The 25,882-nt window shown below is 64.4% G+C and carries 29 protein-coding genes; 11 read left to right on the top strand and 18 right to left on the bottom strand.

Annotated features, from left to right (window positions below):
* Window positions 1-47: 47 nt before the first annotated feature.
* Together MUY37_RS07395 and MUY37_RS07390 are read right to left on the bottom strand one after the other, a co-directional pair.
* Window positions 48-1,796, bottom strand: coding sequence for a M56 family metallopeptidase (locus MUY37_RS07395; RefSeq protein ID WP_499194709.1), 1,749 nt, complete (start codon window positions 1,794-1,796; stop codon window positions 48-50).
* A complete protein-coding gene (locus tag MUY37_RS07390; protein ID WP_499194708.1) occupies window positions 1,793-2,182 on the bottom strand; it encodes a BlaI/MecI/CopY family transcriptional regulator in 390 nt (129 codons plus the stop codon). Before MUY37_RS07390 ends, MUY37_RS07395 begins: the two co-directional genes overlap by 4 nt.
* Before the next feature lie 137 nt (window positions 2,183-2,319).
* Here MUY37_RS07390 and MUY37_RS07385 point away from each other — a divergent pair, with 137 nt between their 5' ends.
* A complete protein-coding gene (locus MUY37_RS07385) occupies window positions 2,320-2,964 on the top strand; it encodes a peptidylprolyl isomerase (protein WP_499194707.1) in 645 nt (214 codons plus the stop codon).
* A gap of 7 nt (window positions 2,965-2,971) precedes the next feature.
* On the opposite strand, the gene MUY37_RS07380 is transcribed toward MUY37_RS07385, so the two are convergent.
* From MUY37_RS07380 to MUY37_RS07370, 3 genes are read right to left on the bottom strand one after another with little or no spacing between them, the layout of a single operon-like run.
* The gene (locus MUY37_RS07380) at window positions 2,972-3,247 is read right to left on the bottom strand and encodes a TehB-like domain-containing protein (RefSeq protein WP_499194706.1); all 276 of its coding nucleotides are present in this window, start codon (window positions 3,245-3,247) and stop codon (window positions 2,972-2,974) included.
* Entirely contained in the window at window positions 3,244-3,693 is a 450-nt protein-coding gene (locus MUY37_RS07375) for a hypothetical protein (protein WP_499194705.1), read from the bottom strand. Before MUY37_RS07375 ends, MUY37_RS07380 begins: the two co-directional genes overlap by 4 nt.
* Complete coding sequence (locus MUY37_RS07370) at window positions 3,686-4,165, bottom strand: group III truncated hemoglobin (RefSeq protein ID WP_499194704.1); 480 nt, start codon at window positions 4,163-4,165, stop codon at window positions 3,686-3,688. The genes MUY37_RS07375 and MUY37_RS07370 overlap by 8 nt, the downstream gene beginning before the upstream one ends.
* 83 nt (window positions 4,166-4,248) lie before the next feature.
* Here MUY37_RS07370 and MUY37_RS07365 point away from each other — a divergent pair, with 83 nt between their 5' ends.
* Window positions 4,249-4,683 carry an RrF2 family transcriptional regulator gene (locus tag MUY37_RS07365; protein WP_499194703.1) on the top strand — a complete coding sequence of 145 codons (435 nt, stop codon included), beginning with the start codon at window positions 4,249-4,251 and terminating at the stop codon, window positions 4,681-4,683.
* A 6-nt stretch (window positions 4,684-4,689) separates the two neighbouring features.
* On the opposite strand, the gene MUY37_RS07360 is transcribed toward MUY37_RS07365, so the two are convergent.
* Entirely contained in the window at window positions 4,690-5,553 is an 864-nt protein-coding gene (locus MUY37_RS07360) for a glycoside hydrolase (protein WP_499194702.1), read from the bottom strand.
* Between the two features lie 8 nt (window positions 5,554-5,561).
* Window positions 5,562-6,869: a M20/M25/M40 family metallo-hydrolase gene (locus tag MUY37_RS07355; RefSeq protein ID WP_499194701.1), complete on the bottom strand. Its 1,308-nt coding sequence runs from the start codon at window positions 6,867-6,869 to the stop codon at window positions 5,562-5,564.
* A gap of 75 nt (window positions 6,870-6,944) precedes the next feature.
* Between MUY37_RS07355 and MUY37_RS07350 the strand changes: the two genes are divergently transcribed.
* On the top strand, window positions 6,945-7,196 hold the full coding sequence (locus MUY37_RS07350) for a type II toxin-antitoxin system ParD family antitoxin (RefSeq protein ID WP_499194700.1): 252 nt from the start codon (window positions 6,945-6,947) through the stop codon (window positions 7,194-7,196).
* On the top strand, window positions 7,196-7,483 hold the full coding sequence (locus MUY37_RS07345; protein WP_499194699.1) for a type II toxin-antitoxin system RelE/ParE family toxin: 288 nt from the start codon (window positions 7,196-7,198) through the stop codon (window positions 7,481-7,483). Before MUY37_RS07350 ends, MUY37_RS07345 begins: the two co-directional genes overlap by 1 nt.
* Before the next feature lie 61 nt (window positions 7,484-7,544).
* Here MUY37_RS07345 and sdhA read toward each other — a convergent pair whose 3' ends face one another.
* The 3 genes from sdhA to sdhC are packed head-to-tail and all read right to left on the bottom strand — an operon-like array spanning window position 7,545 to window position 10,150.
* Window positions 7,545-9,374: a succinate dehydrogenase flavoprotein subunit gene (gene sdhA / locus MUY37_RS07340; RefSeq protein ID WP_499194698.1), complete on the bottom strand. Its 1,830-nt coding sequence runs from the start codon at window positions 9,372-9,374 to the stop codon at window positions 7,545-7,547.
* Window positions 9,374-9,760 (bottom strand): succinate dehydrogenase, hydrophobic membrane anchor protein, encoded by a 387-nt coding sequence (sdhD, locus tag MUY37_RS07335; RefSeq protein WP_499194697.1) that lies wholly within the window; start codon window positions 9,758-9,760, stop codon window positions 9,374-9,376. The genes sdhA and sdhD overlap by 1 nt, the downstream gene beginning before the upstream one ends.
* A gap of 9 nt (window positions 9,761-9,769) precedes the next feature.
* Window positions 9,770-10,150 (bottom strand): succinate dehydrogenase, cytochrome b556 subunit, encoded by a 381-nt coding sequence (gene sdhC / locus MUY37_RS07330; RefSeq protein WP_499194696.1) that lies wholly within the window; start codon window positions 10,148-10,150, stop codon window positions 9,770-9,772.
* A 204-nt stretch (window positions 10,151-10,354) separates the two neighbouring features.
* Between sdhC and MUY37_RS07325 the strand changes: the two genes are divergently transcribed.
* From MUY37_RS07325 to MUY37_RS07305, 5 genes are read left to right on the top strand one after another with little or no spacing between them, the layout of a single operon-like run.
* Window positions 10,355-11,065: an SDR family NAD(P)-dependent oxidoreductase gene (locus MUY37_RS07325; protein ID WP_499194695.1), complete on the top strand. Its 711-nt coding sequence runs from the start codon at window positions 10,355-10,357 to the stop codon at window positions 11,063-11,065.
* A complete protein-coding gene (gene bla / locus MUY37_RS07320) occupies window positions 11,055-11,966 on the top strand; it encodes a subclass B3 metallo-beta-lactamase (protein WP_499194694.1) in 912 nt (303 codons plus the stop codon). Before MUY37_RS07325 ends, bla (MUY37_RS07320) begins: the two co-directional genes overlap by 11 nt.
* A complete protein-coding gene (locus tag MUY37_RS07315; RefSeq protein WP_499194693.1) occupies window positions 11,911-12,864 on the top strand; it encodes a 50S ribosomal protein L11 methyltransferase in 954 nt (317 codons plus the stop codon). Before bla (MUY37_RS07320) ends, MUY37_RS07315 begins: the two co-directional genes overlap by 56 nt.
* Window positions 12,861-13,553 (top strand): DUF2459 domain-containing protein, encoded by a 693-nt coding sequence (locus MUY37_RS07310; RefSeq protein WP_499194692.1) that lies wholly within the window; start codon window positions 12,861-12,863, stop codon window positions 13,551-13,553. The genes MUY37_RS07315 and MUY37_RS07310 overlap by 4 nt, the downstream gene beginning before the upstream one ends.
* A 9-nt stretch (window positions 13,554-13,562) precedes the next feature.
* Entirely contained in the window at window positions 13,563-14,135 is a 573-nt protein-coding gene (locus tag MUY37_RS07305; protein ID WP_499194691.1) for a DUF2061 domain-containing protein, read from the top strand.
* Here the strand turns inward: MUY37_RS07305 and bla (MUY37_RS07300) are convergent.
* Both bla (MUY37_RS07300) and MUY37_RS07295 read right to left on the bottom strand, forming a co-directional pair.
* Window positions 14,075-15,220 (bottom strand): class A beta-lactamase, encoded by a 1,146-nt coding sequence (bla, locus tag MUY37_RS07300; RefSeq protein WP_499194690.1) that lies wholly within the window; start codon window positions 15,218-15,220, stop codon window positions 14,075-14,077. The genes MUY37_RS07305 and bla (MUY37_RS07300) overlap by 61 nt on opposite strands.
* Before the next feature lie 41 nt (window positions 15,221-15,261).
* Window positions 15,262-16,734 (bottom strand): FAD-binding protein, encoded by a 1,473-nt coding sequence (locus MUY37_RS07295; protein ID WP_499194689.1) that lies wholly within the window; start codon window positions 16,732-16,734, stop codon window positions 15,262-15,264.
* A gap of 142 nt (window positions 16,735-16,876) precedes the next feature.
* Between MUY37_RS07295 and MUY37_RS07290 the strand changes: the two genes are divergently transcribed.
* Complete coding sequence (locus tag MUY37_RS07290) at window positions 16,877-17,548, top strand: SDR family oxidoreductase (protein WP_499194688.1); 672 nt, start codon at window positions 16,877-16,879, stop codon at window positions 17,546-17,548.
* 11 nt (window positions 17,549-17,559) lie between these two features.
* Here the strand turns inward: MUY37_RS07290 and MUY37_RS07285 are convergent, their stop codons facing one another.
* The 4 genes from MUY37_RS07285 to recN all read right to left on the bottom strand — a co-directional run bounded on the left by MUY37_RS07285 (window position 17,560) and on the right by recN (window position 22,446).
* Window positions 17,560-18,063 carry a CinA family protein gene (locus MUY37_RS07285; RefSeq protein ID WP_499194687.1) on the bottom strand — a complete coding sequence of 168 codons (504 nt, stop codon included), beginning with the start codon at window positions 18,061-18,063 and terminating at the stop codon, window positions 17,560-17,562.
* Window positions 18,060-20,318, bottom strand: coding sequence for an NAD-dependent DNA ligase LigA (gene ligA / locus MUY37_RS07280; protein WP_499194686.1), 2,259 nt, complete (start codon window positions 20,316-20,318; stop codon window positions 18,060-18,062). Before ligA ends, MUY37_RS07285 begins: the two co-directional genes overlap by 4 nt.
* Window positions 20,318-20,692, bottom strand: coding sequence for an endonuclease domain-containing protein (locus MUY37_RS07275; RefSeq protein ID WP_499194685.1), 375 nt, complete (start codon window positions 20,690-20,692; stop codon window positions 20,318-20,320). The genes ligA and MUY37_RS07275 overlap by 1 nt, the downstream gene beginning before the upstream one ends.
* A gap of 89 nt (window positions 20,693-20,781) precedes the next feature.
* Entirely contained in the window at window positions 20,782-22,446 is a 1,665-nt protein-coding gene (gene recN, locus MUY37_RS07270) for a DNA repair protein RecN (RefSeq protein WP_499194684.1), read from the bottom strand.
* A 232-nt stretch (window positions 22,447-22,678) separates the two neighbouring features.
* On the opposite strand from recN, the gene MUY37_RS07265 reads away from it, so the two are divergent.
* Window positions 22,679-23,749, top strand: a complete 1,071-nt coding sequence (locus MUY37_RS07265; RefSeq protein ID WP_499194683.1) for a GGDEF domain-containing protein — start codon at window positions 22,679-22,681, stop codon at window positions 23,747-23,749.
* A gap of 9 nt (window positions 23,750-23,758) precedes the next feature.
* Here the strand turns inward: MUY37_RS07265 and MUY37_RS07260 are convergent, their stop codons facing one another.
* Together MUY37_RS07260 and proB are read right to left on the bottom strand one after the other, a co-directional pair.
* Entirely contained in the window at window positions 23,759-24,562 is an 804-nt protein-coding gene (locus tag MUY37_RS07260) for an outer membrane protein assembly factor BamD (protein ID WP_499194682.1), read from the bottom strand.
* 79 nt (window positions 24,563-24,641) lie between these two features.
* Complete coding sequence (gene proB, locus MUY37_RS07255; protein ID WP_499194681.1) at window positions 24,642-25,811, bottom strand: glutamate 5-kinase; 1,170 nt, start codon at window positions 25,809-25,811, stop codon at window positions 24,642-24,644.
* Window positions 25,812-25,882: the final 71 nt, after the last annotated feature.

Genomic DNA, 25,882 nt, shown 5'->3' with positions numbered 1-25,882 from the left:
GGGCGCGGTCCCGTCGGCCGCGCCCTTCCTGTGCGCGCTGCAGGGGCTCAGCGCTCGAGCCGGGCGATTTCGCTGTCCATCGAACGCAGGATTTCAGCCTTGACCTTTCTGGGCAATGCCGCGTCGCGGGCGACATCCGCGCGTGCCTCGCGCAGGCCCGCAACGGCGGAGGGGTGGAGCTTGCTGTCACAGATCACGGTCACATCGCCGCTGCGCGATTTGAACTCCTGACGCACATCCTTGTCGCCGCAGACCACGCGCATCGTGTCGGCCTCGACCGCCCGCATGGAAGACTTTGCTTCTGCCACGGCTTCCGCCGCTTCGGCCAGGGCTTCCGCACGCGCTTCTGCCGCTTCGGCCAGAGCCTCGGCCCGCGCTTCGGCCATCGCACTGCGCATTTCGACCTGCCATTCGTTGTTCTCGACGAGTTCGCGGCGCACCCTTTCCATCTCGCGCCGGTATTCGCCGCCATCGGCAAGTTGCTCGCGAAGCTCTTTCATCTCGCGCTTGAATTCCCGCCGTTCCTCCTCGGTCATCGCATCCCAGTCGCGCCCGTTCCAGACGATGCGCGCCTTGCCGCTGCGCTCCACCTGGCGTTCGGCGCGCCGAATATCGCGTTCGGCAAGCGCCAGCTCGCGTTCGGCCTTCTCAAGCTGCTTTTCGACCTTCGCCAGCACATCCTTCGCGAAACCATCGGCATCGAAAGAGGCCAGTTCGGCACGTTTCGCAATCACGGGGTCACCGACCGGCGAAACCACTTCGGTCAGCTCGGGAACGGCGGTCGCCAGCGCGGGGCTCGCACCGACATAACAGATGCTGGCGGTCATCGGCAGCGCGAGGACGGCGGCGGCCACTGCACCGCGCGCGGCAACCCGGCGGCGGCGGGAATGGTCGGTCATCGGCAAGCTGCGCAGACGGTGGATGATCGACTTGTCGCCCAGCACCGGGCAGGCCATCGGCGCCGCCAGCGCGGGTCGCGGTGCGATCTGCGGGCGGCGGGCGAAATCGGCGATGATCGCGGCATAGGCGGCGCGCTCGTCGCGGCTGCGGCTGGCGACTACCCGGGCATCGCAAAACGCTTCCTGGTCGCGGCGCATCGCGGTCCAGCCCATCCAGCCCAGCGGATTGAACCAGTGCACCGCGAAGAGCGGCTGGATCAACACGTTGACGAGAATGTCGTGGCCGTAGTGGTGTTCGAGCTCATGCGCGATGGCGAGATCGCGCACCTGGCGTTCGCGGCTGGCCATGAAGCCATCGGGCAAGGCCACGACCTTGTCGATGACGCCAAAGGCCATCGGACCCGATATCGCAGTCGTCTCGACCAGGCGGATATTGCCGACCTCGCCCACGGGGCGCGCATCCTCAAGCAATTCGCGGCGCAGTTCGCCATAGAGCCAGAAGCGCCGCCCCATAAAGATCGCGGCGCCGACAAGCCACAGGATCACCAGCGGCACGACGAAATCGACTGGCGATGCGATCGTCGCAGGCGTCGTCGGCGCGACGAATTCGGCATAGGAAAAGCCGCTTTCGGCGACCGGGCTGAGCGCGAGGTCGGTCACGACGGGCTCGGCGGCAGGCGCGCTCTCCAGAAATGCCGGTTTCATCCAGGCGGGCAGCGTGACCGGCGGAAAGAGCAGGCGGGCCATCGGCAGGAACCACAGCGCATAGGCCGCCCCGGCACCGAGATGTTTCGCAACCGGACGGCGCAGCAACAGCGCGAGGCCGAGCAGGGCGCCGGTCCACGCCAGCGTATCGAACAGGAACCAGTCCCAATATTCGCGAATAAGCTCGGTCATTTGCGCATCTCCCTCAAGAGCGCTTCGATTTCGGCGAGATCGTCCTCGGTCAGCGCCTCGCTTTCGGCAAGCTGCGCGAATAGCGGCGCGGCGCGGCCGCCGAACAGGCGATCGACCAGGCGGCGGCTTTCACCCCCGACATAGTCGGACCGCGCGATCAGCGGGCGGTAGAGAAATTTGCGACCGTCGGGCTCGGTGCCGACCACTTCCTTCTGGACCAGGCGGCTGAGCAGCGTTTTCACTGTCGGGATCGACCAGTCACGCTGCGCGCAGACTTGGTCGCAGACCTCGGCAGCGGAAATGGGGTTCTTGTCCCACAGCACTTCCATGACGGCGTGCTCGGCTTCGCTGATCCGCTCGCCCAGGGCGTTCTTGCGCTTGGCCATTCCCTACTCCTGATCTGACACGCGTAATTCTTCGATTACGTCTGTAGCCGAAACGACTACGCCTGTAAATCTGAAGCGTGGATGAATGGGCGGGAAAGACGCTTGCTTCTCGACCAACGACATATCAGTCTGGATGAATGACACGGATCATTGCCACACTGGCCCCGCTCGCCATGCTCGCTTCGCCCCTGCTGGCGCAGGAGGAGCTCCCTGCCGCGCAGCCGACCTACGATACGCAACTGGTCGTGATTGAAACCACTATGGGCGACATCACCGTTTCGATCGAGACCGAACGCGCTCCGATCACGGCGGGTAATTTCCTGCGCTATGTCGACGAGGACCGCTTCGACGGGACGAAGTTCTACCGCGCCATGCATCTCGACTGGGGCGAGCCGCCGAACGGCCTGTTGCAGGGCGGCACACAGATGCACCCCGACCGCGTGCTCGATCCGATCGCGCATGAACCGACCAGCCGGACCGGCCTCAGCCATACCGACGGGGCCCTGTCGATGGCGCGGTACGATCCCGGCACGGCGACGGGCGATTTCTCGATCATGATCAAGGACCAGACCGGGCTCGATGCCAATCCGGCTTCCCCCGATCCCAACTTGCAATTGGGTTTCGCGGTGTTCGGCTATGTGGTCGATGGCATGGATGTCGTCCATGCGATCCACGCCGCGCCGATCGATCCCGACAAGGGCGAAGGCTGGATGAAAGGCCAGTTGCTCGCGGACCCGGTCGAGATCGTCGATATGCGGCGCGTGGATGCGGCTCCGGACTGAGCCGGGATTAGGCGGGTCGCTGGAATGCGATAGCGAGCGTGAACGGTCCTTCCGGCTCGAGATGATGCGGGCGTTGCGGCGGTATTCGAGCGATAGCGCCGGCGGAAAGCCGTTCGCGCCCGCCTGCCTCATCGTCCCATACCAGCATGACCGCCCCGGCGATCATTTCCAGCCGCCCCCATGTCCCCGGCTTCAGGCGATGTTCCGCGAGCAATCCGGCGGGCAGGTTGGATTCGTCGAAGGGGCCGATCTGGCGATAGGTTTTCAGCCGCGCCTGGCTCATGCCGAGAAAGCACCGAGTATCGCGATACCGACTGCGAACAAGGCGATCACCGCCGGTACGATCAGGATCTGCGCATAAACCGCGCGCGGCTCCATCGGGCCGGTCCATGTCATCAGCGCCCGCCCGCATTCGAGCGGAGACGGCACTTCCGGCCCCGCCTGCCGGGCACCGATGCGCGCGACGCCGAAGTAAATGAGCGTGTAAAGCGCCGACACCACGATTGCGAACCGCGCGGCACCGCTGCCCCCGGTGGCAAGGGCAATGAGGCCGAAGAAGATCGCATAGCACGCAAACATCGCCAGCCAGAGCCGACGCGGAAGCTGAAAGCCGTGGTTTGCGGGTGCCACAGGCGGGGCGGCGATCGGCGCGAGCGAAGATTCCAGCGCTTCGAGTTCCACGACGGCATCGGAACGTTCGGAGTCGAGAAATGTGTGATCGTCATACATGAGGAAGGTCCTTTCCAGCGCGCGAGCCGACCACGCCGTCGCGGCGGACGGCGATCCCGGTCAGCAGGCTATCGGCAATCGAGCGGGCACGCATTGCGACGAGCGAAGTCCCGCCCGGGTCCTCCTCCAGCGCGCGCAGGGTGGCGTAGAACAGCTCCAGCCAGTGCGCGAAGTGGCGCTCTTCCAGGCCCGGAATGGCCATGTGCTTGCGCATGGGGTTGCCCGAGAATTCGCCGCTGTTGAACAGGATCGAGCGCCAGAAGGCTTTCATCCGTACGAGGTGTTCGGGCCAGTCGTCGATCCGTTCGGCGAAGATCGGCCCGAGCAGATCGTCCTCGCGGATCGCGGCATAGAAGTGCTCGACCATGCGCGAGACGAATGCCTCATCCACGCCGAGCGCTTCGGCCTCGGCGCGCTTTGCGGCTCGCGCGGCCCGCACTTCCTCGCGGGTTCGTTCCTGGACTTGCGACATTGAGGGCTCCGACTCGTTAATAGGTATGTTATATACCTTTTATAGCGCTTGCGGGTAAAAGCAATATATAATATGCCGCTTTTATGCAGTTGAACCTTCGCACCGATTACGCCCTGCGCGTGCTCATGGCCCTGGCGGCGACCGACCGGATCATCTCGATCGACTGGATTGCCGAACGCTATGCGATTTCCCGCAACCATCTCGCCAAAGTGGCGCAGGATCTGGCGGCAGCGGGCTTCGTGGATACGCAGCGTGGCCGTGGTGGCGGACTGAGGCTTGCCCGCCCGGCTGCGGAGATCAATGTCGGTGCCGTCGTGCGCTCGCTTGAGCATTTCGACGGCTTCGTCGCCTGCATGGGCGGCAAGGCGGAGTGCATGATCGACGGCGCCTGCGGATTGAAACCGGCACTGGCTGGCGCGCTCGAGGCGTTCCTCACCCATCTCGACGGCTTCACCCTGGCGGATATTGCCGCAGACCGGACCCGGCTGCTCGACCGGCTGACGCTGCAACCGGCCTGACCGCGCTCAGCAGATTTCGGCCGTGTTCTCCGGCGGCGGTCCGGGCGGCGTGCGTGCGGGGTGCATGTGGAAGGGATCGCTCTTCAGCACATGCCGCTCGCCGTAAGCCTCGGCCAGCACCGCGAAAAGCTGGGGATCGTAGGACGCCAGATCGGTGTGGCCCAGGATCTGCCGCCCGTCGAAGGCCTGCAGACGGTTGGAATTGAACCAGAACTGCGTCCCTTCGGCCCAGTATTCCTGTATCGTGGTGGTCGTATATTCCTCGAACCACAGGCCGTTCGCCAGCGCATTGGCGTAGGCCGCCTCGACTTTGCGATAGAGCGCAGGGTCTACTCCCTCGATCGCGAACAGCACGTTATGCGCGAATTCGTGAACGAAGATCGTCTCGCCGAAATAGCGGCTGATCGGCAGGCCGAGCACATCCTCTTCCGATCCGACCATCCGCTCGCCCCCGATACCGCGCGCCCGCTCGTCCCAATATTCGCGGGTGCTCTTCGACCCGATGCGCGCCTCGTAATGCTTGATCTCGCAGCGCGTGAGGCGCGGGTCGTCTCGCGCGGGCTTGGTCCAGTGCGCGTTCTCGGGAAGGTCGAGCAGCGCCTCGTCACGCGCGATCAGGGCGACACGGTAGTCGTTGGCGGCCAGCCATTCGGCCAGATCGGGCCGGTGCGCAAGCATGCCGCGCATCATATCGCGCGCGGCGAACAGCGCCTCGTCGGGCACGCGCGAGGACGCGAGGATCGGAATGCCCATTGCATCGACATGCTTCTGATAGAATGGCGGCGTGCCCAGCCTTTCGGGCGGCGTTCCGGCGGTGGTCGCGCAGGACGCAAGCAATGCCGCGCAGGCGATGATCGACAGAAACCGCATGGCGGGAGCTATTCGGCCGCTGCCTCTTTCGCCAGGCGGCTCAACAGGATGGCGGTGCGCTGCGCCTGGCGCGGGATGGAGCGCAAATCGACCGTTTCCCCTTCGGCATGGCTACCGCTGCCCGCAGGCCCCATCCCTGCGAGCCCGCGCGTGTAGGGCGCGACGAAGCTGATGTCGGCAGCCCCGCGGCGCGAAGGCGGATAAGGCGCCATTGCCTCGTGCCCGAGATCGGCATTGACGGCATTGAGCCGATCCAAGAGCGCGCGATTGCCCTCGGTCGGGGCCATCGGCGGATAGCGGAACTCGATCTCGATCTCGGCTTCGGTGCCCGGCAGGTGATCGGCGACGATGGCGCGCATTTTCTCGGCCGTGCGCTCGTTCTGTTCGGGCGTCAGCGCGCGCAGGTCCCCGCGGGCGATGGCGCTGGACGGGATGATGTTGGTCTTTCCGCTGGTGGTCGCCGAAAGACCATCTTCGCCAATTTCGGCAGGCGTGCCGCCCGCCATGAAACCGACATTGTAGGTGAGATTCTCTTCCGGCAGCTCGCGGCGGAAGGTGTCGAGAATGCGGACCATTTCGTAAATCGCGCCGTAGCCCGCATGCGGCGAGAAAATGCCCGAGCTGTGCCCGCTCCTCGCGCTGGTGGTCAGCGTCCAGCTCCCCGAAGAGCGCCGCGCGATCACGCCCGCATCCTTGCCATCGAGGACCGACAGCCCCTCGAACCCCAGCGCGACATCGGCCCATTTGCCCGCCTCGATCAGATCCGCGCGCGCGGCCTCCAGAGGCTCGCCCGCATCCTCTTCGTCACCCGTCAACGCGACCACGATATTGGCGCCTTCGAGCGTGCCCGCCACCTTCATCGCGCGCAGAGCCGAGAGGATCACCACCACCCCGCCCTTGTCGTCGACCACGCCCGGCCCTGTCGCCGTATCGCCCTCGCGGACGAAGCCCGTGAAGGGCGAATCGGGTTCGAACACCGTGTCGAGATGGCCGATCAACAGCATCCTGGTGGTACCGGGAACGCCCTCATGCGTCGCAAAGAGATGCCCCGCGCGCCCGTTGGTCGACTGGTCGATCCACTCGGTGGTCATGCCCAGAGCCTCGAACTCGGGCACCAACACATCGGCCACCGCCTTCACGCCCGCATGGTTATGCGTGCCAGAGTTGATGAGAGTAATCTGTTCCAGCAGCGCCACATCGCGCTCGAATCCGCTCTCGACGGTCTCGACAATGGCCTGCTCGGGCGTGGTGAGCTGGGCGGCAGCGGGGGAAGCGAAGGAGGCTGTGATTGCCAGCATGGGGAGAATGAAACGCATCGCGCGAGTTGACGGTCTCGATCCCCGCAAGTCAATGCGTTTGCCGCAAATACCAAATTTTGGTATCGTCGGCGAATGGCCGCCAAGAATACCTCTATTGCGCTCGGAAAGCCCTATACCGATTTCGCTCGCAGAAAGGTCGAAAGCGGCGAATTCGCAACGACCAGCGAAGTGGTTCGCGAAGCGATGCGGCAGTACATCGCGCAGGATACCAAGCGCGAGGCGCTCGACCGAGCGCTGAAGGAAGGGCTCGACAGCGGGCCTGCCCGGCCATTCGATTTCGACGATTTCCTCCGCGAGATGCGTGCCAACTACAAGGCCGACTGATGCCGTTCCGCTTACGCGATGCCGCGAAGGTCGATCTGGCCACCATCTGGCTTGCCACGGCGGATAGTTGGGGAGTCGATCAAGCCGACGACTATGTTCGGGGCATTGAAACCCGCATTGCGCGCATTTGCGACTATCCGGAAAGCTACCCCGAATATGCGGGGCAGTCGGATACCTTTCGAAAGGCTCCGAGCGGTGAGCATCTGATTTTCTACATGGTCGAAGGCCGAATGGTCGACGTCGTCCGCATCCTACACAACCGCATGGATGTAGAGAAAAGCCTCTAGCGCAGCATCTGTCCGGAACGGGACGACCGCCCGCCGCAAATCGGCGGGCGCCCTGTCCCGATCAATAAACCCGCTTCTTCGGCTCGATGTACTTCACATCGTCGGTCAGCGTGTATTCGTGGACCGGGCGGTAGTCGATCTTCACGCCGCCGCCGTTTCCGCCCCAGCCTTCGAACCAGGCGATGGTGTGCTTCATCCATTCGCCATCGTTGCGGTCGGGGAAATCCTCGTGCGCGTGGGCGCCGCGGCTTTCCTTGCGGTTCTCGGCCGATGCCATGGTGACATTGGCCTGCGCCATGAGGTTGTCGAGCTCGAGCGTCTCGATGAGGTCGCTGTTCCAGATCAGCGAGCGGTCGTGGACCTTGATGTCCTCCATACGCTTGTTGATCTGCTTCAGGTTCTCGACGCCCTCGGCCATCAGCTTGCTGTCGCGGAACACGGCTGCGTGGCGGGTCATTGTCTTCTGCATGTCCGCGCGCAGCGCCGCAGTGGGCGTGCCGCCGTCGGCATGGCGGAAGTGGTCGAGACGGGTGAGCGACAATTCGGCGCTGTCGGCCGGAAGCTCGTCATGCGACGTACCCGGCTTGATCAATTCTTTCAGGCGATGGCCGGTCGCGCGGCCGAACACCACGAGGTCGATCAGCGAGTTCGAGCCAAGACGGTTCGCACCGTGCACCGAAACGCAGGCCGCCTCGCCCACCGCGAACAGGCCGGGGACGATCTTTTCGGGATCGTTTGTGTCGCCCGCCATCACTTCGCCGTGATAGTTACAGGGAATGCCGCCCATGTTGTAGTGGACGGTCGGGGTGACGGGCAGCGGTTCGCGGGTCAGGTCGACGCCGGCGAAGATCTTGCCGCTTTCGGTGATGCCCGGAAGGCGCTGGGCGAGTACGTTCGGGTCGATGTGGTCGAGGTGGAGGTAGATGTGGTCCTTCTCCGGCCCCACACCGCGGCCTTCGCGCATTTCGAGCGCCATCGAACGCGACACGACGTCGCGCGAGGCGAGATCCTTCGCGCTGGGCGCGTAGCGCTCCATGAAACGCTCGCCTTCGGAATTGGTGAGGTAACCGCCCTCGCCGCGCGCACCCTCGGTGATGAGCACGCCTGCGCCGTAAATGCCGGTCGGGTGGAACTGGACGAATTCCATATCCTGCATCGGAAGGCCTGCACGCAGCACCATGCCGCCGCCGTCGCCCGTGCAGGTGTGTGCCGATGTCGCGGTGAAGTAGCAGCGACCATAGCCGCCGGTCGCCAGAACGACCGCCTTCGACCGGAAGCGGTGGATGGTGCCATCGTCGAGGCACATGGCGATCACGCCGACGCATTGACCGTCCTTCATGATCAGGTCGAGCGCGAAATACTCGATGAAGAAGTCCGCGTCATACTTCAGGCTCTGCTGGTAGAGCGCGTGGAGCATGGCGTGGCCGGTGCGGTCGGCGGCGGCGCAGGTGCGCTGCACCGGCGGGCCTTCGCCCATATTCTGCATGTGGCCGCCGAAGGGGCGCTGGTAGATCGTGCCGTCGTCGTTGCGGCTGAAGGGCACGCCGGCGTGCTCCAGCTCGTACACCGCCTGCGGGGCTTCGCGGACCATATATTCGATCGCGTCCTGGTCGCCGAGCCAGTCGGAACCCTTGACCGTATCGTACATATGCCACGTCCAGTGGTCGGGCGTATTATTGCCGAGGCTGGCGGCGATGCCGCCCTGCGCCGCGACGGTGTGCGAACGGGTTGGGAAGACCTTGGTGATGTTGGCGGTCTTGAGACCGCTTTCGGCGGCGCCCATGGTGGCGCGCAGGCCCGAGCCGCCCGCGCCGACGACGACCACGTCATAGGTGTGATCGGTGATCGGATATTCGCGGCCGTTGATGCTGAAAGTGTCGGTACGGGCCATCAGGCGGCTCCTCCGAGGGCGATGCGGGCGATCGAAACGAGGCCGAAGGCGCCGCCGCCAATGGTTGCAAGGTTGAGAAGGGCGAGAGTGCCGAACTTGGTTCCGGCGTCATGGACATAGTCCTCAATCAACACCTGCAGGCCGAGCCGCGCGTGCCAGAAGACCGAAACGATCAGCAGCGCCAGCGCGGTGGCGGGCAGCGTCTGCGAGGCCCAGCCGGTCACGGTGGCGTAGGAATAGTCCGGCAGCAGCGCGAGGCTCACCGCGAGGAAAAGCATCAGCACCAGATTGCCGATGGCGGTGAAGCGCTGCACCAGCCAGTGATGCGCGCCCTCATGCGCCGAGCCAAGCCCGCGCACGCGTCCGATGGAGGTTCCGTTACCCATGGGTGATGCTCACTTGAGAAGGACGAGGGCCCAGAAGCCCGCCGTAAGAAGGATGCCGATGACCGGTGCGAGGATCGACCAGGTCTTGTTCGTGTCGAGTTCGTAACCGGCGCCGATGTCGAGGACGAAGTGGCGAAGGCCGCTCATCATGTGGGTGAAGAAGGCCCACGACAGGCCAACCAGCACCACCATGCCCAGCGGCGATCCCATTATCGCTTCGAAAGTCGCATAGGCCGCCGGCCCCGCAGCCATCGCACCCAGCCACCACAGCAGCACGCCAAGGCCGACAAGAGCGAGCCCATCGCCGGTGATGCGGTGGAGGATCGAAACCGCCATATGCGGTCCCCATTTCCATATCTGAAGGTGCGGTGCGATCGGGCGGTTGGCCATGCGTTTCGTCCGGTTGGATAATTTGGAGGCCTTCCCTTAGCGAAGCTGGCGCATGGTGCAAGGCGTAGAGCCTCCTCTTTCCAACCTTCCCGTCATTCCCGCGAAGGCGGGAATCCAGATGCCCCTCCTGCCACTGGCAACGGTCGTATGGACCCTCGCCTGCGCGGGGGTGACGCGGGAGTAGAGAGGCGGTAACCGCACCTTATGACGAACATCCTCCTTACCGGCAGTTCCCGCGGGATCGGCGCGGCAGCCAAGACAGCGCTCGAAGCGCGCGGCGCCGAGGTCATTGGCCAAGCGACGCATAGCAATTCGGTCGACACGGTTCCGGCCGATTTCTGCGAACCGGGCGCCCCGTATGAATTGTGGGAAGCCGCCCTTGCCCGTCTCGGCGGTGCGATCGACGTGCTGATCAACAATGCCGGCCTGTTCGATCCCAATCCGATCGATCGCTCGGACATCGAATGGCTCGATGCCTGGGAAGATACGATGCGGATCAATCTGACCGCCGCAGCGCAGCTCAGCCGTTTCGCCGTGAAGCACTGGCAAGAGCGCGGCGTACCGGGGCGCATCGTCCATGTTGCCAGCCGGGCGGGCCATCGCGGCGATTCGCCCGCGCATTGGCACTATGCCGCAAGCAAGGGCGGAATGCTGGCGATGCACAAGACCATCGCGCGCCAATATGCCAGCGAGGGCATATTGAGCTTCGCGATCACCCCAGGCTTTACCGACACGTCGATGGCGGGCGACTATCTCGAAAGCCGCGGCGGTTCCGGCCTGCTGGCCGACATCCCGCTCGGCCGCGTTGCCCAGCCGGAGGAAATCGCCAGGATCATCACCTTCTGCGCGCTCGATGCCCCGCCGAGCATGACCGGCGCGACGCTCGATGCCAATGGAGCCAGCTATGTCCGCTAGAATGAACTGCGCGCTGGCTCTGACCGCGCTGCTTACCGCCTGCGCCCCGCCGATCCAGCGCCCCGATCCACTGCCCCAGCCCGAACGCGTCTCGCCGCAGCAATGGGCGGCCGGCTGCACCCAATGGGACGAGTGGGACAAGCCCGCCCCGCCCTATCGTATCCATGGATCGACCTATTACGTCGGCACCTGCGGTATTTCGGCGATCCTTATCGCAGGCGAGCAGGGCCACGTGCTGATAGACAGCGGGACCGAGGCAGGTGCCAAAGTCGTGCTCGACAATATCGGCAAGCTCGGCTTCCGCCCCAACGAGATTGCCAGCCTGTTGCACAGCCACGAGCATTTCGATCACACCGGCGGCCATGCGCTGATCAAACAAGCCAGCGGCGCGCATGTCGTCGCCTCGCGCAGAGCGGTCGAGGTCCTGAGAACGGGCGAATCCGACCCGCAGGATCCGCAATTCGGCATGCATGATGCCATGGAACCGGTCGGTGTCGACGTAATGGTCGACGATGGCAACACGGTCCGCAGCGAAACGGCCACGCTGACCGCCCTCGCCACCCCCGGACATTCGCCCGGCGCGCTGAGCTGGACATGGCAATCCTGCGATGCAGCAGGGGACTGCCTCGATATCGTCTATGCCGACTCGCTCTCGCCGGTCAGCAGCGATAACTACCGCTTCGCCGACCATCCCGACTATGTCGCCGCCTATCGCGCCGGGCTGCAAACCTTGCGCGAAGTGGACTGCGATCTGCTGCTCACACCGCATCCCTCCGCCAGCGAAATGGTCGAGCGCGCGGCCCGCGGATCGCTGGTCGGCGGGATGAGCTGCACGCACTATGCCGATGCCGTCGAAGCCCGTCTCGACCAGCGCCTCGCCAAGGAACGCGCCGGTGGATGACGCCTGGAAAATCCATGCCGAGGTATCCAAATCGGTCGCCAGGGCGGCGCTGGTCGCGCATGAGGATGCGCTTGACTGGCCCGCCGAATGGGTGGTCACCGGCATGGAAGTCGCCGACCATCTGCCCGACGAATGGACTTTCGAAGTCTATCTCGACCGCAAGCCCAAACCGGCCGATCTCGAGCGCGTGGCCGCGCTGTTCGAAGGCACGCCTCCCGCCCTTTCGGTCGAAAAACTGCCCGACACCGACTGGGTGACCGAAAGCCAGAGAGGCGTCGATCCGATCCGCGCGGGCCGCTTTCACGTCCGCACGCCAGAACATGAAGCCGATCCGGCGATGGTCGATTTCGTCATACCCGCCAGCCAGGCCTTCGGCACCGGCCAGCACGAGACGACGGCGGGCTGCCTCGCCATGCTCGATCTGATGAAGCGCGAGGGCGTGGTCGCGCGCAATCACGTCGATATCGGCACGGGCACCGGATTGCTGGCCTTTGCCGCCATGCACCTCTGGCCGAGCGCCACGGCCACCGCATCGGATATCGATCCCGTCTGCGCGGACGTGGTGCGCGACAATATGGCGACCAATGCCATTGCCGAGGGCGACCGACCGGGCGAACTGACGATGGTGATTGCCGACGGGATGGACGATCCGCTTCTCGCGCTGCGCGGCCCATACGATCTGTTCATCGCCAATATCCTTGCCGGGCCGCTGGTTGAGCTTGCGCCTTCCTTCGCTGGATCGATCACACCGGGCGGCAACCTGCTGCTTGCCGGCCTGCTCGAAACGCAGGAGATCCGCGTGCGCCGCGCCTACCGCGCACTCGGCTTCCGTCTGTCGCGCAAGCTGGTCAATGGCGACTGGTCGATCCTGTGGCTGCGCAAGAGCCGCATACGGTGAGACGCGCGGCGAAGTGGATTGCCTGGGCACTGGCCGTTCCCGCAACGCTGCTGACGCTGTTCTTGCTCGCCGCATGGATCGGCAGCGCCATCCCGCGCAATGCAGGCTGGACCGAGCCCGCCGTCGGCATCGACATCATGGTGGAAACCAATGGCGTCCACACGGCCATCGTCATGCCGCTGACCTCCCCGCAAAAGGACTGGCGGACGGAGTTCCCGGCACGCGATCTGTCGATGCCCTATCGCCCCTATACGCATGTCTCGGTGAGCTGGGGCGAGCGCGAAGTATTCCTAAACACGCCGACCTGGGGGGATATCACGTTGTCGACGGCGATCGGCGCGCTCGCCAATGGCGACGGTCTGCTGCATGTCGCGCATTATGTCCGCCCTGCGCCAAGTCCGACGCTGCGCGTGCTGCGGATCGCACCTGGCGAATACGCCCGGCTGGTGACGGCAATCGAACGGATCATGCCACCGCTCGAAGGCCGCGTCATCCATCCCGGCTATTTCGACAACGACGTGTTCTACGATGCCCCCGGCACCTATCACCTTGGCAACACGTGCAACCAGTGGACCAGCGACACACTCGCCGCGGCCGGTATCCGTACCGGGCTGTGGACACCGCTGGCCGGCGGGGTCATGCGCTGGGTCCCGAAGCGGCGCTCGACAAATCCTCGGAACTCTGAATAAAGGCCCGCCATGCACGATGCTGACGGGCTTTCGCGGCCCAAGCCCGAGAACCGCGCTCACCTGGCATCGGCCCACCCGCTGGTCACGCGGCGCCGCTCGCTCGCCAAGGCAATTTCCTGGCGTGTGGTCGGCTCGCTCGACACGCTGCTGCTGTCCTACCTGCTCATCGCCTATCTCGGCCCCGTCTTCGGCCTCGAACACAGCAAGAAGGAAGCCCTCGGCACTGCGGGGCTGATTGCGACAGCGGAAGTCCTCACCAAAATGGTGCTTTATTATCTCCACGAACGGTTCTGGGAGTGGAACCGCTGGGGCACCTTTCTCACTAGCGACAAGCGGCGCGAGAGCTATTCCCGCAGCACCAGCAAGACGGCAACCTGGCGCGTTCTTGCCTCGCTCGACACCATGCTGCTCGCATGGCTCTTCACCGGGAACATCGCCACGGCTGCATCGATCGGCGGGTTGGAAGTGGTGACCAAGCTGATCCTCTATTTCTTCCACGAGAGGATCTGGTCCCACGTCGATTACGGAATTGCGCCCGGTGCAGCGCCGCCCGCCGCGCTAGGCAAATCTCTGGAAAGCTGAGGCCCATATTGCGCCGCGTGGTAGCGCACCACGGCCCGAACGACGTCCTGCATCATCTCCATCCGCACCGGGGTCGGCTCGCGGGTTCGAGCGATCATGACGGCGATGGCGTAGCTGCGTCCCTCGGGAGAGGTGACGATGCCGACATCGTTATAGCCCGACTGCTCGCCATCGAAGAATTGTCCGGTGCCCGTCTTGTGACGCACGATCCAGCCCTCAGGTGCGCCCGCCTTCAATCGCCTCGGACCGCTCTTGGTCCGCTCCAGCGTGTCCAGCAGCAATCGGGTCGACTCCCGCGAAAGCAAATCACCCCGATAGAGGCGGGCCAGCGCCTCGACGATCGCCACCGGCGGCGCGCCGTCCAGCGGATCTGCAAGATAGGCTTCGAAGGCCTCGCGCCGGCGTGCCTCAGGCACCTCATCGCGCGCATCGAAAAAGGCCGGTCCCTGCGAATAGGACTGGCGCCATTCCAGCCCGGCGATCACGCTCTGCTTGGTCCGCTCGTCGGTGCCGAAACGAATGCTCGACAGGCCATGACCGTCGAGGAAATCCTGCACCGCCTCCGGCCCGCCGACGCGCCTTAAAACACGGTCATTCGCAGTATTGTCGCTTTCGATGATCGCGCGGGCAATCAGATCGGCGTAATCCGAAGAGAAGCGGCCCTTCCGCCGCACGATCTTGCGGATCGGCTGATAGAAAACCGTGAGATCGCGACTGCGGATTTCGACCATTTCTGCCAAATCGATACGGCCTGCATCGACTTCGTCCAGAGCGGTCATCGCCACCCACAGCTTGCTGACGCTTTGTTGCGGGAAGTGCTCCAGCCCGTTGAAATGCAGCGTTTCGCCCGCTTCGATATCGTGCACGGCGATACCCACATGGCCTGCGAAGGTGCCGCCGATCCGGCTGATCTCGCGGTCAAGCTCTTTTAGGTCCGGTGAAAGCGCGATCGGTTCGATTTCGGCCTGGACCTGCTCGACGACGGGATCTTCCACACCCGTCTGTGCCTGAGCCAGCCACACGACCAGCACGGCCAGCAGCATGACCGGAATGACTATCAGCAGGAAACGGAGCGGGACGGACACACTGTCTCAACGCAGGAATCCGTGCATGTTCCGCCGAAATCTCAGCCGACCAGCCCCGAATCCGCCGCCGCTTCGCCCGGTAGCGGACGGCCGACATCGAGCATCGTGCGCACGCGCTCCGAAAACATCAGCCTGCCCTGCGGGTAGTGGGTGCGATGGATGGCCATCAGCCGATCGAGATGCACCTGGCCGAGGCTATCGCGGAAATGCGGCCCCAGCGCGCTCTTGCCGAAATGCGGGCGCGTATCGGGTTCGTATTGCATGACCAGCCGCTGGAGCCGCTCGAGCCAAGCATAATCGCGCGGGTCGGCGAACAGGTCGATCGCCGCCATCGGCTGGCGCGCATTGGCGGCGAAATGCGGCCCCGCCTCGCCCGGCAATTCGCGTACCGAGATGATACCTTTGAGATAGAAGCCCAGATCGCGCAGCGCATCGGCCTCGTGAATGATGAATTTCACCACGGCAGGCGCTTTTTCGAGCGGTACGAAAAAGGCGAGATTGTACCCTGTGTACGTGGTCGAGAAGAGCCCGCGCGTAATGCTCGGCGCGCGGTTTTCCTTCAGCCCCGGCTTGGGATCGTAGAGATAATCGAGATCGTCCGGATCGGTGACCACGCGCTCGCTCTGCTTGAGATCGAGCCAGTCGATGAACCGCTGCATCGGACGGCGCAGTTTTGGCAGGAAGCGGTCGAACTTGTAATAGCGTTTGAGGAACCACTTGGCGAACCAGCCGCTGCCGCCCTTGGCCTCGGGGTGGGCGAGCGGTTCCTGCCCCTTGTCGCATTCGGCCAGCGCGTGGAGCATGATCACCGGATCGTCGGGATTGGTGTAAGGTAATACGGCCCAGTTCGCCGCGATCGAGCCCTTCTTCAGCTCGTCCAGTTTCGACAGACGGCTCATCGAGCTGACCGACACATAGGGTTCAAGCGGCTTGGTCTCGAGCACCAGTTCGACGATAGGCGCGATCGTGCCGAAAGACAGCGCGACATAGGCGAAATCGGGATCGCCGCGTTTCAGCGTCACCCGCTGCCCCGCACCGTCGAGAAAGCTCAGCTCGACGATGCTGTCGGCCATCACCGCACGCGGGCCGAAGCCATGCGTGCCGGTTGCCAGGGCGCCGATGACCGACTGCTCCATGAAATTGCCCGAATTGTGCAAACCGCGGCCATGCTCGTCGCGCAGAAAGAGCTTGAGATCGCGCACGGATACCGAAGCGCCCACGCGCACGGTTTCGGTCGCGGGATCGTAGGTCAGCGTTTTCAGCCCGCCCTCGCGCATCATCATCGCAGTGACGCCGGGCACGACCTGCACCCCGTTATAGGAATGCGATTTGCCGACGCAGGTATATTCACCCTCGCCGATCAATTCGGAAAGCCGCGCTTCGTCCGCCGGTACACGCGCTTCCGTTTCGCAGCGGAAGACGTTTATCCACGAACGGATCCAGCGCTTCCCTTCCGTCCCTACCGCACGCGCATCGGCGCGTCGCTCGCTCCTGCTGAGATTGCTCCCAATCATGGCACCCCCCTGCCAAGCCCCTGTCTTCCCTCCATAACCCGCCCTGCACGCATTGGCGAGGACAGGAACGACATGGCAAGGGGGGCCGGAACGATTACCGCGCCGGAACACTGTGATGGAAAGTAATTCTTCCGGAGACCTTATGACCAAGACGCTACTCATAACCGGCGCGTCCACCGGTATTGGCGCGGCCACGGCCCGCGCGGCCGCCCATGCCGGATGGAATGTCGCCTTGCTCGCGCGCTCGCAGGACGCACTCGAACGCCTGGCCGAAGAGATCGGCGACACCGCGCTGGCCCTGCCGTGCGACATCACCGATCGCGAACAGCTAAACAAGGCGGTCGAACAGGCGGTGAGCCATTTTGGCGGGCTCGATGCGGTTTATGCCAATGCGGGTACGGGCGTATCCAGTCCGGGCATCGAGAAGGGCGACCCGGAGGAGTGGCACGACATGATCCATCTCAACGTGCTCGCCGTGCTGACCACCGCGCACGCCACGCTGCCTCACCTCCGCAAGACCAAGGGGCATTTCGTCGTCACCGGCTCGAAAGCCGGTCGCGATCACCTCAAGGGATCGGTCTATGGCGCGACCAAATGGTTCGTGCAGGGCTTTGCCGGCAATCTGGCCGAAGAGATGCGCGAATGGGGCGGCCGCTGTACGGTCATCACACCGGGCATGGTCGACACACCCTTTTTCGACGAGCCCAAGCCCGAGAAGATTCAGCCCGAAGATGTCGCCAATGCAGTGGTCTTCGCGCTGGAGCAGCCCGACACTGCCAGCGTGCGCGAAATCCACATCATGCCGAACGACTAGGATCGGGCAATTCAGGGCCTGGCACCGGCCAGCGTTTCTTCCGCAAATTCCAGCGCGGCGCGCGCAAACGCCTCCATATTGGGGATGCGCGCGTCGCTGCCGGTCTGCGTGAGACGCGTCCATTCGCCATCCGGCCCGACCAGCGCGGCGCAGCTTTGGCCCGCCGGTGCGCCGCTCGGATGGGTCGAACCGCCTACCGATCCGCTTTCCGCCAGGCCCCATGCGGCGCCGAAACTGTCGCGAATGGACCGCGCCTGCAGCAGGGCATACTCCTCGCTCGCGCCGCGCATTCCGCGCCAGGCGTCGCGCGGCTGGGCGAACAGCACGTCGCGCGCCCTGAACGAATAGACCACCCCGCCCCCGACAAAGAAATCGAGCGCGCCCGGCACGGTCAGCAGCGATGCCGCGATCAGCCCGCCGCTGGCCCCGTCGGCCACCGCGATCGTCTCGCCCCGCGCGCGCAACAGGCCCGCGATCCGCGTGGCGATGGGGTGCGTCTGTTCGAGCCAGCTCATCCGGCCTCGGCGACGATTTTCGCCCAGCCTGCCTCGTCGACCACCTCGATGCCCAGTTCCTCGGCCTTTTTCAGCTTACTGCCCGCGCCCGGTCCGGCGACGAGCAGGTCGGTCTTCGCGCTGACCGATCCGCTGGCCTTGGCGCCGAGGCGCTCGGCCTGCGCCTTGGCCTCGTCGCGGCTCATCGTCTCGAGCTTGCCGGTGAACACCACGGTCTTGCCACTGACCGGGCTTTCCTTCGTTTCCACCTCGTAGCGCGGGGGATCGACAACGCCCGCGCCGGGCTTGCCTCCGATCAACTCGTCCCACACGCCGCGATTGTGCTCTTCGTGGAAGAAATCCGCCAGCGCATGACCGACCGCGGTTCCGATACCGTCCGTGCGGACTTCGAATATCCGCCTGACCGCCTCGACCATGCGGGTGTTGAACGGGCTTTCCTTCTCGTCCTCGCCGCGCGGGTTTTCGCGGCGATATTCGGCGAATTCCAAGGCCTTGCGCGGCAGAACGCGAATATCGCCCAGCCCCTTCATCAGATCGCGCGCCGTCACCGCGCCGACATGGCGGATGCCAAGGCCGAACAGCAGCCGCGCGGCATCGGGTTGCCGCCGGGCTTCCACAGAAGCCAACAGGTTGTCCACAGACCGCTCCTTCCACCCGTCGAGCGCGAGAATGTCCTCGCGGCGCTGTTTGAGGCGGAAGATGTCTGCGGGGCTTTCGAGCCAGCCGAGGGCAAAGAACTGGTCGATCGTCTTCTCGCCCAGTCCGTCGATGTCGAGCGCGCCGCGAGAGACGAAATGCTTCAGTCTTTCCGTGCGTTGTGCGGGACATATGAGACCGCCTGTGCACCGCACATCGACCTCGCCTTCCTCCGCCACGGCCTCGCTGCCGCATTCGGGGCAGCGGGAAAAGTCCGGCATCTTCGCCTCGGGTCTCGGCTCGTCGCGGGTCAGATTATCCACAAGCTGTGGAATAACGTCGCCCGCGCGCTGAACGACAACGCGGTCGCCCGGACGCACGCCGAGGCGCGCGATCTCGTCGCGATTGTGCAGCGTGACATTGGTCACCGTCACCCCGCCCACCAGCACCGGGGCGAGGCGGCCGACGGGGGTCAGCTTGCCCGTGCGCCCGACCTGGATATCGATGCTCTCCAGCGTGGTCTCCGCCCGCTCGGCCGGGAATTTATGCGCCAGCGCCCAGCGCGGTGCCTTGGCGACGAAGCCGAGGCGCTGCTGATAGTCGAGCCGGTCGACCTTGTAGACGACGCCATCGATTTCATAGGGCAGCGTCGCGCGCTGCGCAGCGATCGTCTCGTAATGCGCGAGGATTTCGCTGGCACTGTCGAAACGGGCGAACAGCGGCGAGACGGGAACGCCCCAGCCCTCGATCTGGCGCACGACCTCGGTTTGCGTTTCTCCCGGCAGATCGCCGTGAATCGCGCCCCATCCATGCGCCCAGAATTTGAGCGGTCGCTGCGCGGTGACGCTGGCATCCTTCTGCCGCAGCGAGCCGGCAGCGGCGTTGCGCGGATTGGCGAACTGGCGGACCTTTGCGGGATCGAATTCCTCGCCCTTCTCCTCCGCTGCGGCGCGCGCCTCGTCCATCAGGCGCGTGTTGAGCGCCTCGAAATCGGCGCGGGCCATATAGACCTCGCCGCGGATCTCGAACACTTCGGGTCCATCCCATTCCCCGTTCGCGTCGAGCGAAGTCGAGACGCTCTCGCTTGCGTGTCTCGACTTCGCTCGAGACGAAAGGAGGGTTTGCGGGATATCCGCGATATGCGCGACATTGGCGGTCACATCCTCGCCCACCTGCCCGTCGCCGCGCGTCGCGGCGCTTACCAGCACGCCCTTCTCGTAGCGCAAGCTGCAGGACAGGCCATCGATCTTGTCTTCGGCGGTGAAGGCGACGGGCTCCTCCTCGGCAAGCGAAAGGAACCGCCGCACGCGCGCGACCCATTCCTCGACCTCCTCCCCGTTGAAGGCATTGTCGAGGCTCATCATGCGAACCTCATGCGTCACCTTGGAAAGCGGCGAGGCGGATGCGGTGTGCCCGACCTTCCGGCTGGGCGAATCCGCGCGCACCAGATGCGGAAACGCCGCCTCCAGCTCCGCATTGCGCCGCACCAGCGCATCGTATTCCGGGTCCGAAATCTCGGGCGCGTCCTCGGCATGATAGAGCCGGTCGTGCTTCGCGATTTGCTTCGCGAGCCGCATCAGTTCGTTGGCGGCATCGGCCTCGGTGACGTCGAGCGCCATCAAAAAGCCCCCTCTTCTTCAGAGGCGGGGGTTTGGGGGTGGTGTTCGCCGCCCTTCGGCCAGCGATCCGCAGTTTCGTCGAGCACGCTTATCAACTTCTCCAGCACCCCATCCGAGTTGCGCATGATCTGATCATTGGTGACTCGCACGGTTACGAACCCATGGTCCCGAAGCATCGCCGCATCACGGTCAGCATCGGTCACGGGATCATGTGTATCGCCGTCGATTTCGATCACCAGACCTTTCGCTGGACAGAAGAAATCCACGATCCGGCGTCCGATAACCACTTGCCGCCTAAATTTGAAACCGGACAGGCGGCTGCCGCGCAACTCCTTCCACAGGCGCCGCTCGGGCTCGGGCATTTCCTGCCGCATGCGGGCGGCCCTTCGCCGCAGCGTTTCTGGCGAGACGCCACCACCCCCAACCCCCTCCTCTGAAGAAGAGGGGGCTTTGGGAGCGCCCATCACACCCCCTCCAGCAGCCGGTCGGCCTGCGCGCGCGCTTCGGGCGTGACCTCGGCGCCGCTCAGCATCCGTGCGATCTCTTCCTGACGTCCTGCCTCGTCGAGCAGCGCGACGCTGGTCTTGGTCACCGTCCCGTCGCTCGACTTGGCGATCATGTAATGCGTGCGCCCGCGCGCGGCGACCTGGGGGCTGTGGGTGACGGCGAGCAATTGCCCGTCGGCCGACAGCCGTGCGAGCCGCTCGCCGATCGCGCTGGCCACCGCGCCGCCGACCCCGCGATCGATCTCGTCGAAGATTACCGTCGCCGCCCCGCCCTGTTCGGCCAGCGCGACCTTCAGCGCGAGGATGAAGCGCGACAATTCGCCCCCGCTCGCAATCTTGGCGAGCGGCGCGAAAGCGGCGCCCGGATTGGTCGCGATGAGGAATTCGACGCCGTCCATCCCCTGCGCGCCCCATTTGTCTTCGGGCAGCCGGGTGACCGCCGTGCGGAATCGCGCGGCATCGAGCTTGAGCGGGGCAAGTTCGCGCGCGACCGCCTCGTCGAGCCGCAGCGCCGCCGCCACGCGCGCGCCATGCAGCGCCTCGGCCTCGGCGCGATAGCGTTTGCCGGCATCCTTCGCCGCCGCCTCGAGCGCATCGAGCTGCGCCTCACCCCCCTCGATGCTTTCGAGCGCCGTGCGCATTTCGCGCATCTTGCGCGGCAATTCGTCGACTTCGCAGCGGTGCTTGCGGGCCAGCGCGCGCAATTCGAACAGCCGCGTTTCGGCTGCTTCCAGCGCGGCCGGATCATGGACCAGCGCCTCAGCCGCCGATGCAAGCCGGTCTTCCGCCTCGCCCGCCTCGATCACCGCCCGGTCGAGGCTGGCGAGCGCTTCGGCGAGCAGCGGGTGTTCGGGCGCGATCCGGTCAAGCCGCCGCGCCGCAACCCGCAAAGCCGCGAGCGGCGATTCCGAACCTTCCCACAAATGGCGCAGCTCTTCGAGATCGCCGGAGAGCTTTTCGCCCTTCTGCATATCCGCCCTGGTTTCGGCGAGCCGCGCTTCTTCGCCGGCCTTGGGTTCGAGCGCGGTCAGTTCGGACAGATGCGCGAGCAGCAGGTCCTGATCGGCCTTGGCCGTCTCCACCGCCTCGCGCGCTTCGGCCAGCGCATCCTCGGCCTTGCGCCAGGTAGCCCATGCCGTCGCCAGCCGGGCCGTGTCGGCCCCGGCGAACCGATCGAGCAGCGCGCGGTGGCCGCGCGGATTGACCAGCCCGCGATCGTCGTGCTGGCCATGCAGTTCGACGAGATAGCCCGCCATTTCACGCAGCAGGCCGACGCTGACCGACTGGTCGTTGACGAAAGCCTTGCTCTTGCCATCGGCCTTCAATTGCCGCCGCACGATCAGCGGCTCGCCCTCCTCGATTGCGATATCGGCATCGTCGAGCAGATCGGCCAGATCGGCGGGCAATTGGGCGAACTCGAACGCTGCGGTCACACTGGCCTTGTCCTCGTCGCCACGCACCAGCCCGCTATCGGCGCGGTTGCCCAGCACCAGACCGAGCGCGTCGAGCAGGATCGACTTGCCCGCGCCGGTTTCGCCGGTCAGCACGCCCAGACCGCGCCCGAAAGTCAGGTCGAGCGCCTCGATCAGCACGATGTTACGAATGGATAGCCGGGTCAGCATGCTTCCGCTTCCTAGCCAAAGCGCAAAGCCGAGTCAGCATGTCATCACCAGGAATCGACAAGCTTGGCTGTGGGTCGATTTGCATGTCGATTTGTGCAGGTGCGTAAACGCTGAATTAGCATATTGCCCGGATAGTGCCCCGGTGGACCTGCATCGCTCTTGCACTGGCCTCCTCGGGCCGAGAATTCCCACGCATCTGCGGGAGGATTTCACCCTGCTCACCGCACAGCATATGCACGGCCAGGCGCGTCTCCTGCTCGCCGGATTCATTTTCAGCCTGCCAATGTGCGTTTACGGAGCAAGCCCCGGAGCAGGCCCGTTCATCGCCTATGGTCTTCCCGCGCTGATCTTCGTGCTTTGCGTCACGGGCCTGGTGGCGCTGCGCACACCGCCCAACCGCGATAAGGGTAGTGAAGAGGCACGACGGGTCATCAGCCTCGTGTGGAAGCTCAGCCTCACGGCCTCGGTGCTTGGCGGCATCTGGTGTCTGGGAAGCTGGGCGACAGCCCCGGCGGAAACACGCGTGTATTATCCCGCGATCATGTCGCTTGGTGCATTGACCGTCGGGTATTGTCTGATGGCTGCGCGCGGTCTTGGTCCTACCGTACTGCTCATTACGCTGGTGCCCGCCGCGATCGCACTCACCACGACTGGCAAAACTATGGATCTCGTTCTCGCGATTTCGATGATTATCGCCGGTGCTTTCCAGATCACGATGATGAAGCGTCATCAGGGGCTGCTTTTGAGCCTGGTCGAGGAACGCCATCAGTCGGCGAAGCAGGCACGCATGGATTTCCTGACCGGGTTGGCCAACCGTAGGGCCTTGATCGAACGCTTCCTTGAGCTGGCGGACGGCAAGCGAACCTTGCGCCTCATGGTCATCGATATCGACCGGTTCAAGGAGATCAACGATCGGTTCGGTCACGATGTCGGCGACGACGTATTGCGCGCCTTCGCTCAATTGCTGCGCTTGCATGCCCGCGGCGAGATCTGCGCCGCGCGGCTTGGCGGCGAGGAATTTGCGCTTTTGGCCCCCGCCGAAGCACTGGATTCGGCTATCGCACTGCAATTGCTCGTCGAAATTCGCGGAGCCTACATGCCGCACGGGGAGACCATTACCGCCAGTATCGGAGTGGCCGAAGGGTCGGCCTCGGAACTGGCGGACTGGACCGTGCTCTACGGACAGGCGGATCGCGCCCTTTATCGGGCCAAGAACGAAGGCCGCAACCGGGCAATGTCTTCAAACGATGGCGATCTGACGGAGTACAAAACAGCCCCCGAACCGCGGGCACGCACGGCCTGAAACGCGCGCTCAGTCGGGAACGACGCCCACGGCGTGGTCCTGCACCAGCTCATAAGCCTTTTCATACCATTCATTGCCGGGGTAGTTCGCCCCCAGCACGGCCGCGTATTTCACCGCCTCTTCGGGAACACCCAAAGCAAGGCTGCTCTCGGTCAGGCGATAGAGCGCTTCGGGCGCGTGGCTGGTGGTCTCGTAAGTATCGACCACGTTCTGAAAGCGGATCTGTGCCGCGATCCATTTGCCCGAGCGCTGGTAATGGCGGCCGATTTCCATTTCCTTGCCGGCCAGGTGATCGCGCACGAGGTCGATCTTGAGCCGGGCGTCGGCCGCGTAATCGCTGCTGGGAAAACGGCGGTTGATCTCGTTGAGCGCGATTAGCGCCTGATCGGTAATCTTCTGGTCGCGCTGTACGTCGCTGATCTGCTCGTAATAGCTGAGCGCGATCAGATAGAAGGCGTAGGGCGCGTCCTTGTTACCCGGGTGGATTTGCAGGAAGCGCTGCGCCGCTTGAATCGTCTTGTTGTAATCCTGCGCCACATAATAGCTGAAGGCACCCATCAACTGGGCGCGGCGAGCCCAGGGCGAATAAGGGTGCTGGCGTTCGACTTCGTCGAACAGCGCGGCGGCGAGCTGGGCCTGGCCCATGTCGAGCCTACGCTTGGCCTCCCCGTAAAGCGTTTCCACGTCGCGCGCGACATAGGCGGTATCGCGGGGGCCGTTGTCGCGGCCCGCGCATCCGGCGGTGAGGAGCGTCGCGCCCGCAAGCGCGGCGCCGAGGAAAAGCTTGGTGGATGAGCGGGTCTGGGTCTTCATGGGAAGCAGCCTATAGCCAGCGTCCCGATGAACGCCAAGTGAAGTTCGCGCCGCTGTCCCCGGCCCCGCAGGCGCGCCCTCACCCCGCCGCCGAACGCGGCTCTTCGGTGCTGGCGATCTCGTCCGGCGCATCCCACAGCAAATGGCGGTTATCGAGCATTACGAGGTTCGCGCTGCGGATGACCTCGCCCTTGGTGCGGTATCCGAGCAATTGTTCGGCCTGCGTGTCGGGATTGCCGATCAGCACGCGCAGTTCCTCGGACGTGAAGTCGCTCAGCCCGCGGGCACGCTCGATACCCTTGCTGTCGTAGATATGCAGCACGTCGCCGCGGGTGAAATCGCCGGTCATCGAGATCACATCGCTCCGGCGGATCGGCCGGTCACCGCCAAGCGCGGACGCGGTGGCATCGGCAATCACGATGCTACCGGCCATCTGCAGGCGGTTGGCGATCCAGCTATCCCACCCCGACAACGGATTGGGGTGTGGCAGGATCTTGGTGGAGCGCCGCATGCCGTTGAGCACATTCGATACCGGGCGATCGGCCTCGCCCTGCGCGATCCAGGTGGTGACACCGGCTTCCTGCGCCATATTGGCGGCCAGCAGCTTGGTTTCCATTCCGCCAGTGCCAAGTGTGCTCTTGCCCTTGGTGGCATCCATATACAGGCCGACATCCTCGACTTCGGGGACAAACCGGGCCTCGGGATCGTCGGGATTACGATCATAGAGTCCGTCGACGCCGGTGAGGATGACGAAATCGTCCGCGCCGACCATCTGGGCGACTTTCGCCGCAAGCCGATCGTTGTCGCCGACGCGAATCTCTTCGGTGGTGATCGTATCGTTCTCGTTGACGATCGGGACGACATTGGATTCGAGCAGGCGGTGGACCGTATTGCGCGTATTGAGGAAGCGGCGATGGTCCTCGAAATCGCCTAGCGTCAGCAACACCTGAGCGATCTCGAAGCCGAATTCGTGCCCCACCTGTTTATAGGCGTTGAGGAGAAGCGGCATGCCGCAGGCCGCGGCAGCTTGCTTGTCGGAAACCCCGGCGCTCTGGGGCGTTTCGCCGATGATGCGCAGGCCTAAAGCCACGGAGCCGGAGGAGCAAAGAATTACACTCGTGCCCTCCGCGCGTAGCTGGGCGATATCTTCCAGCAGTCGCTGAAGGAAACCGTAACGCGGAGTGAGGAGTTCCTGGTTGGCGAGTAGCGCCGAACCGATTTTGACAACGATAGTTCGCTTTTGAGTCATGCTATGCAAATGTTACCCGACCTTGAAATTTGTTGAAGGCAATGTAGATACCCCTTGTGCACTGCACAACC

It is taken from the genome of Qipengyuania sp. ABI-127-1, assembly GCA_022953095.1.
Taxonomy (GTDB): Bacteria; Pseudomonadota; Alphaproteobacteria; order Sphingomonadales; family Sphingomonadaceae; genus Qipengyuania.
The sequence above is the reverse complement of the archived record's forward strand: the minus strand, read 5'-3'. Positions and strand labels throughout refer to the sequence as shown.

Bases quoted from the DNA above. Each gene is read 5' to 3' on its own strand.
- sdhC (WP_499194696.1), bottom strand. From the start codon at position 10,150: ATGGCCAACCGCCCGATCGCACCGCACCTTCAGATATGGAAATGGGGA.
- MUY37_RS07370 (WP_499194704.1), bottom strand. From the start codon at position 4,165: ATGTCGCAAGTCCAGGAACGAACCCGCGAGGAAGTGCGGGCCGCGCGA.
- MUY37_RS07390 (WP_499194708.1), bottom strand. From the start codon at position 2,182: ATGGCCAAGCGCAAGAACGCCCTGGGCGAGCGGATCAGCGAAGCCGAG.
- proB (WP_499194681.1), bottom strand. From the start codon at position 25,811: ATGACTCAAAAGCGAACTATCGTTGTCAAAATCGGTTCGGCGCTACTC.
- MUY37_RS07350 (WP_499194700.1), top strand. From the start codon at position 6,945: ATGGCCGCCAAGAATACCTCTATTGCGCTCGGAAAGCCCTATACCGAT.
- MUY37_RS07285 (WP_499194687.1), bottom strand. From the start codon at position 18,063: ATGAGCTGGCTCGAACAGACGCACCCCATCGCCACGCGGATCGCGGGC.
- sdhA (WP_499194698.1), bottom strand. From the start codon at position 9,374: ATGGCCCGTACCGACACTTTCAGCATCAACGGCCGCGAATATCCGATC.
- MUY37_RS07260 (WP_499194682.1), bottom strand. From the start codon at position 24,562: ATGAAGACCCAGACCCGCTCATCCACCAAGCTTTTCCTCGGCGCCGCG.
- MUY37_RS07375 (WP_499194705.1), bottom strand. From the start codon at position 3,693: ATGTATGACGATCACACATTTCTCGACTCCGAACGTTCCGATGCCGTC.
- sdhD (WP_499194697.1), bottom strand. From the start codon at position 9,760: ATGGGTAACGGAACCTCCATCGGACGCGTGCGCGGGCTTGGCTCGGCG.
- MUY37_RS07290 (WP_499194688.1), top strand. From the start codon at position 16,877: ATGACCAAGACGCTACTCATAACCGGCGCGTCCACCGGTATTGGCGCG.
- MUY37_RS07275 (WP_499194685.1), bottom strand. From the start codon at position 20,692: ATGCGGCAGGAAATGCCCGAGCCCGAGCGGCGCCTGTGGAAGGAGTTG.
- bla (WP_499194694.1), top strand. From the start codon at position 11,055: ATGTCCGCTAGAATGAACTGCGCGCTGGCTCTGACCGCGCTGCTTACC.
- MUY37_RS07325 (WP_499194695.1), top strand. From the start codon at position 10,355: ATGACGAACATCCTCCTTACCGGCAGTTCCCGCGGGATCGGCGCGGCA.
- MUY37_RS07385 (WP_499194707.1), top strand. From the start codon at position 2,320: ATGACACGGATCATTGCCACACTGGCCCCGCTCGCCATGCTCGCTTCG.
- MUY37_RS07305 (WP_499194691.1), top strand. From the start codon at position 13,563: ATGCACGATGCTGACGGGCTTTCGCGGCCCAAGCCCGAGAACCGCGCT.
- MUY37_RS07315 (WP_499194693.1), top strand. From the start codon at position 11,911: ATGCCGTCGAAGCCCGTCTCGACCAGCGCCTCGCCAAGGAACGCGCCG.
- MUY37_RS07365 (WP_499194703.1), top strand. From the start codon at position 4,249: ATGCAGTTGAACCTTCGCACCGATTACGCCCTGCGCGTGCTCATGGCC.
- MUY37_RS07345 (WP_499194699.1), top strand. From the start codon at position 7,196: ATGCCGTTCCGCTTACGCGATGCCGCGAAGGTCGATCTGGCCACCATC.
- MUY37_RS07265 (WP_499194683.1), top strand. From the start codon at position 22,679: ATGCACGGCCAGGCGCGTCTCCTGCTCGCCGGATTCATTTTCAGCCTG.
- recN (WP_499194684.1), bottom strand. From the start codon at position 22,446: ATGCTGACCCGGCTATCCATTCGTAACATCGTGCTGATCGAGGCGCTC.
- MUY37_RS07380 (WP_499194706.1), bottom strand. From the start codon at position 3,247: ATGAGCCAGGCGCGGCTGAAAACCTATCGCCAGATCGGCCCCTTCGAC.
- MUY37_RS07355 (WP_499194701.1), bottom strand. From the start codon at position 6,869: ATGCGTTTCATTCTCCCCATGCTGGCAATCACAGCCTCCTTCGCTTCC.
- MUY37_RS07395 (WP_499194709.1), bottom strand. From the start codon at position 1,796: ATGACCGAGCTTATTCGCGAATATTGGGACTGGTTCCTGTTCGATACG.
- MUY37_RS07295 (WP_499194689.1), bottom strand. From the start codon at position 16,734: ATGATTGGGAGCAATCTCAGCAGGAGCGAGCGACGCGCCGATGCGCGT.
- ligA (WP_499194686.1), bottom strand. From the start codon at position 20,318: ATGGCGCTCGACGTCACCGAGGCCGATGCCGCCAACGAACTGATGCGG.
- MUY37_RS07360 (WP_499194702.1), bottom strand. From the start codon at position 5,553: ATGCGGTTTCTGTCGATCATCGCCTGCGCGGCATTGCTTGCGTCCTGC.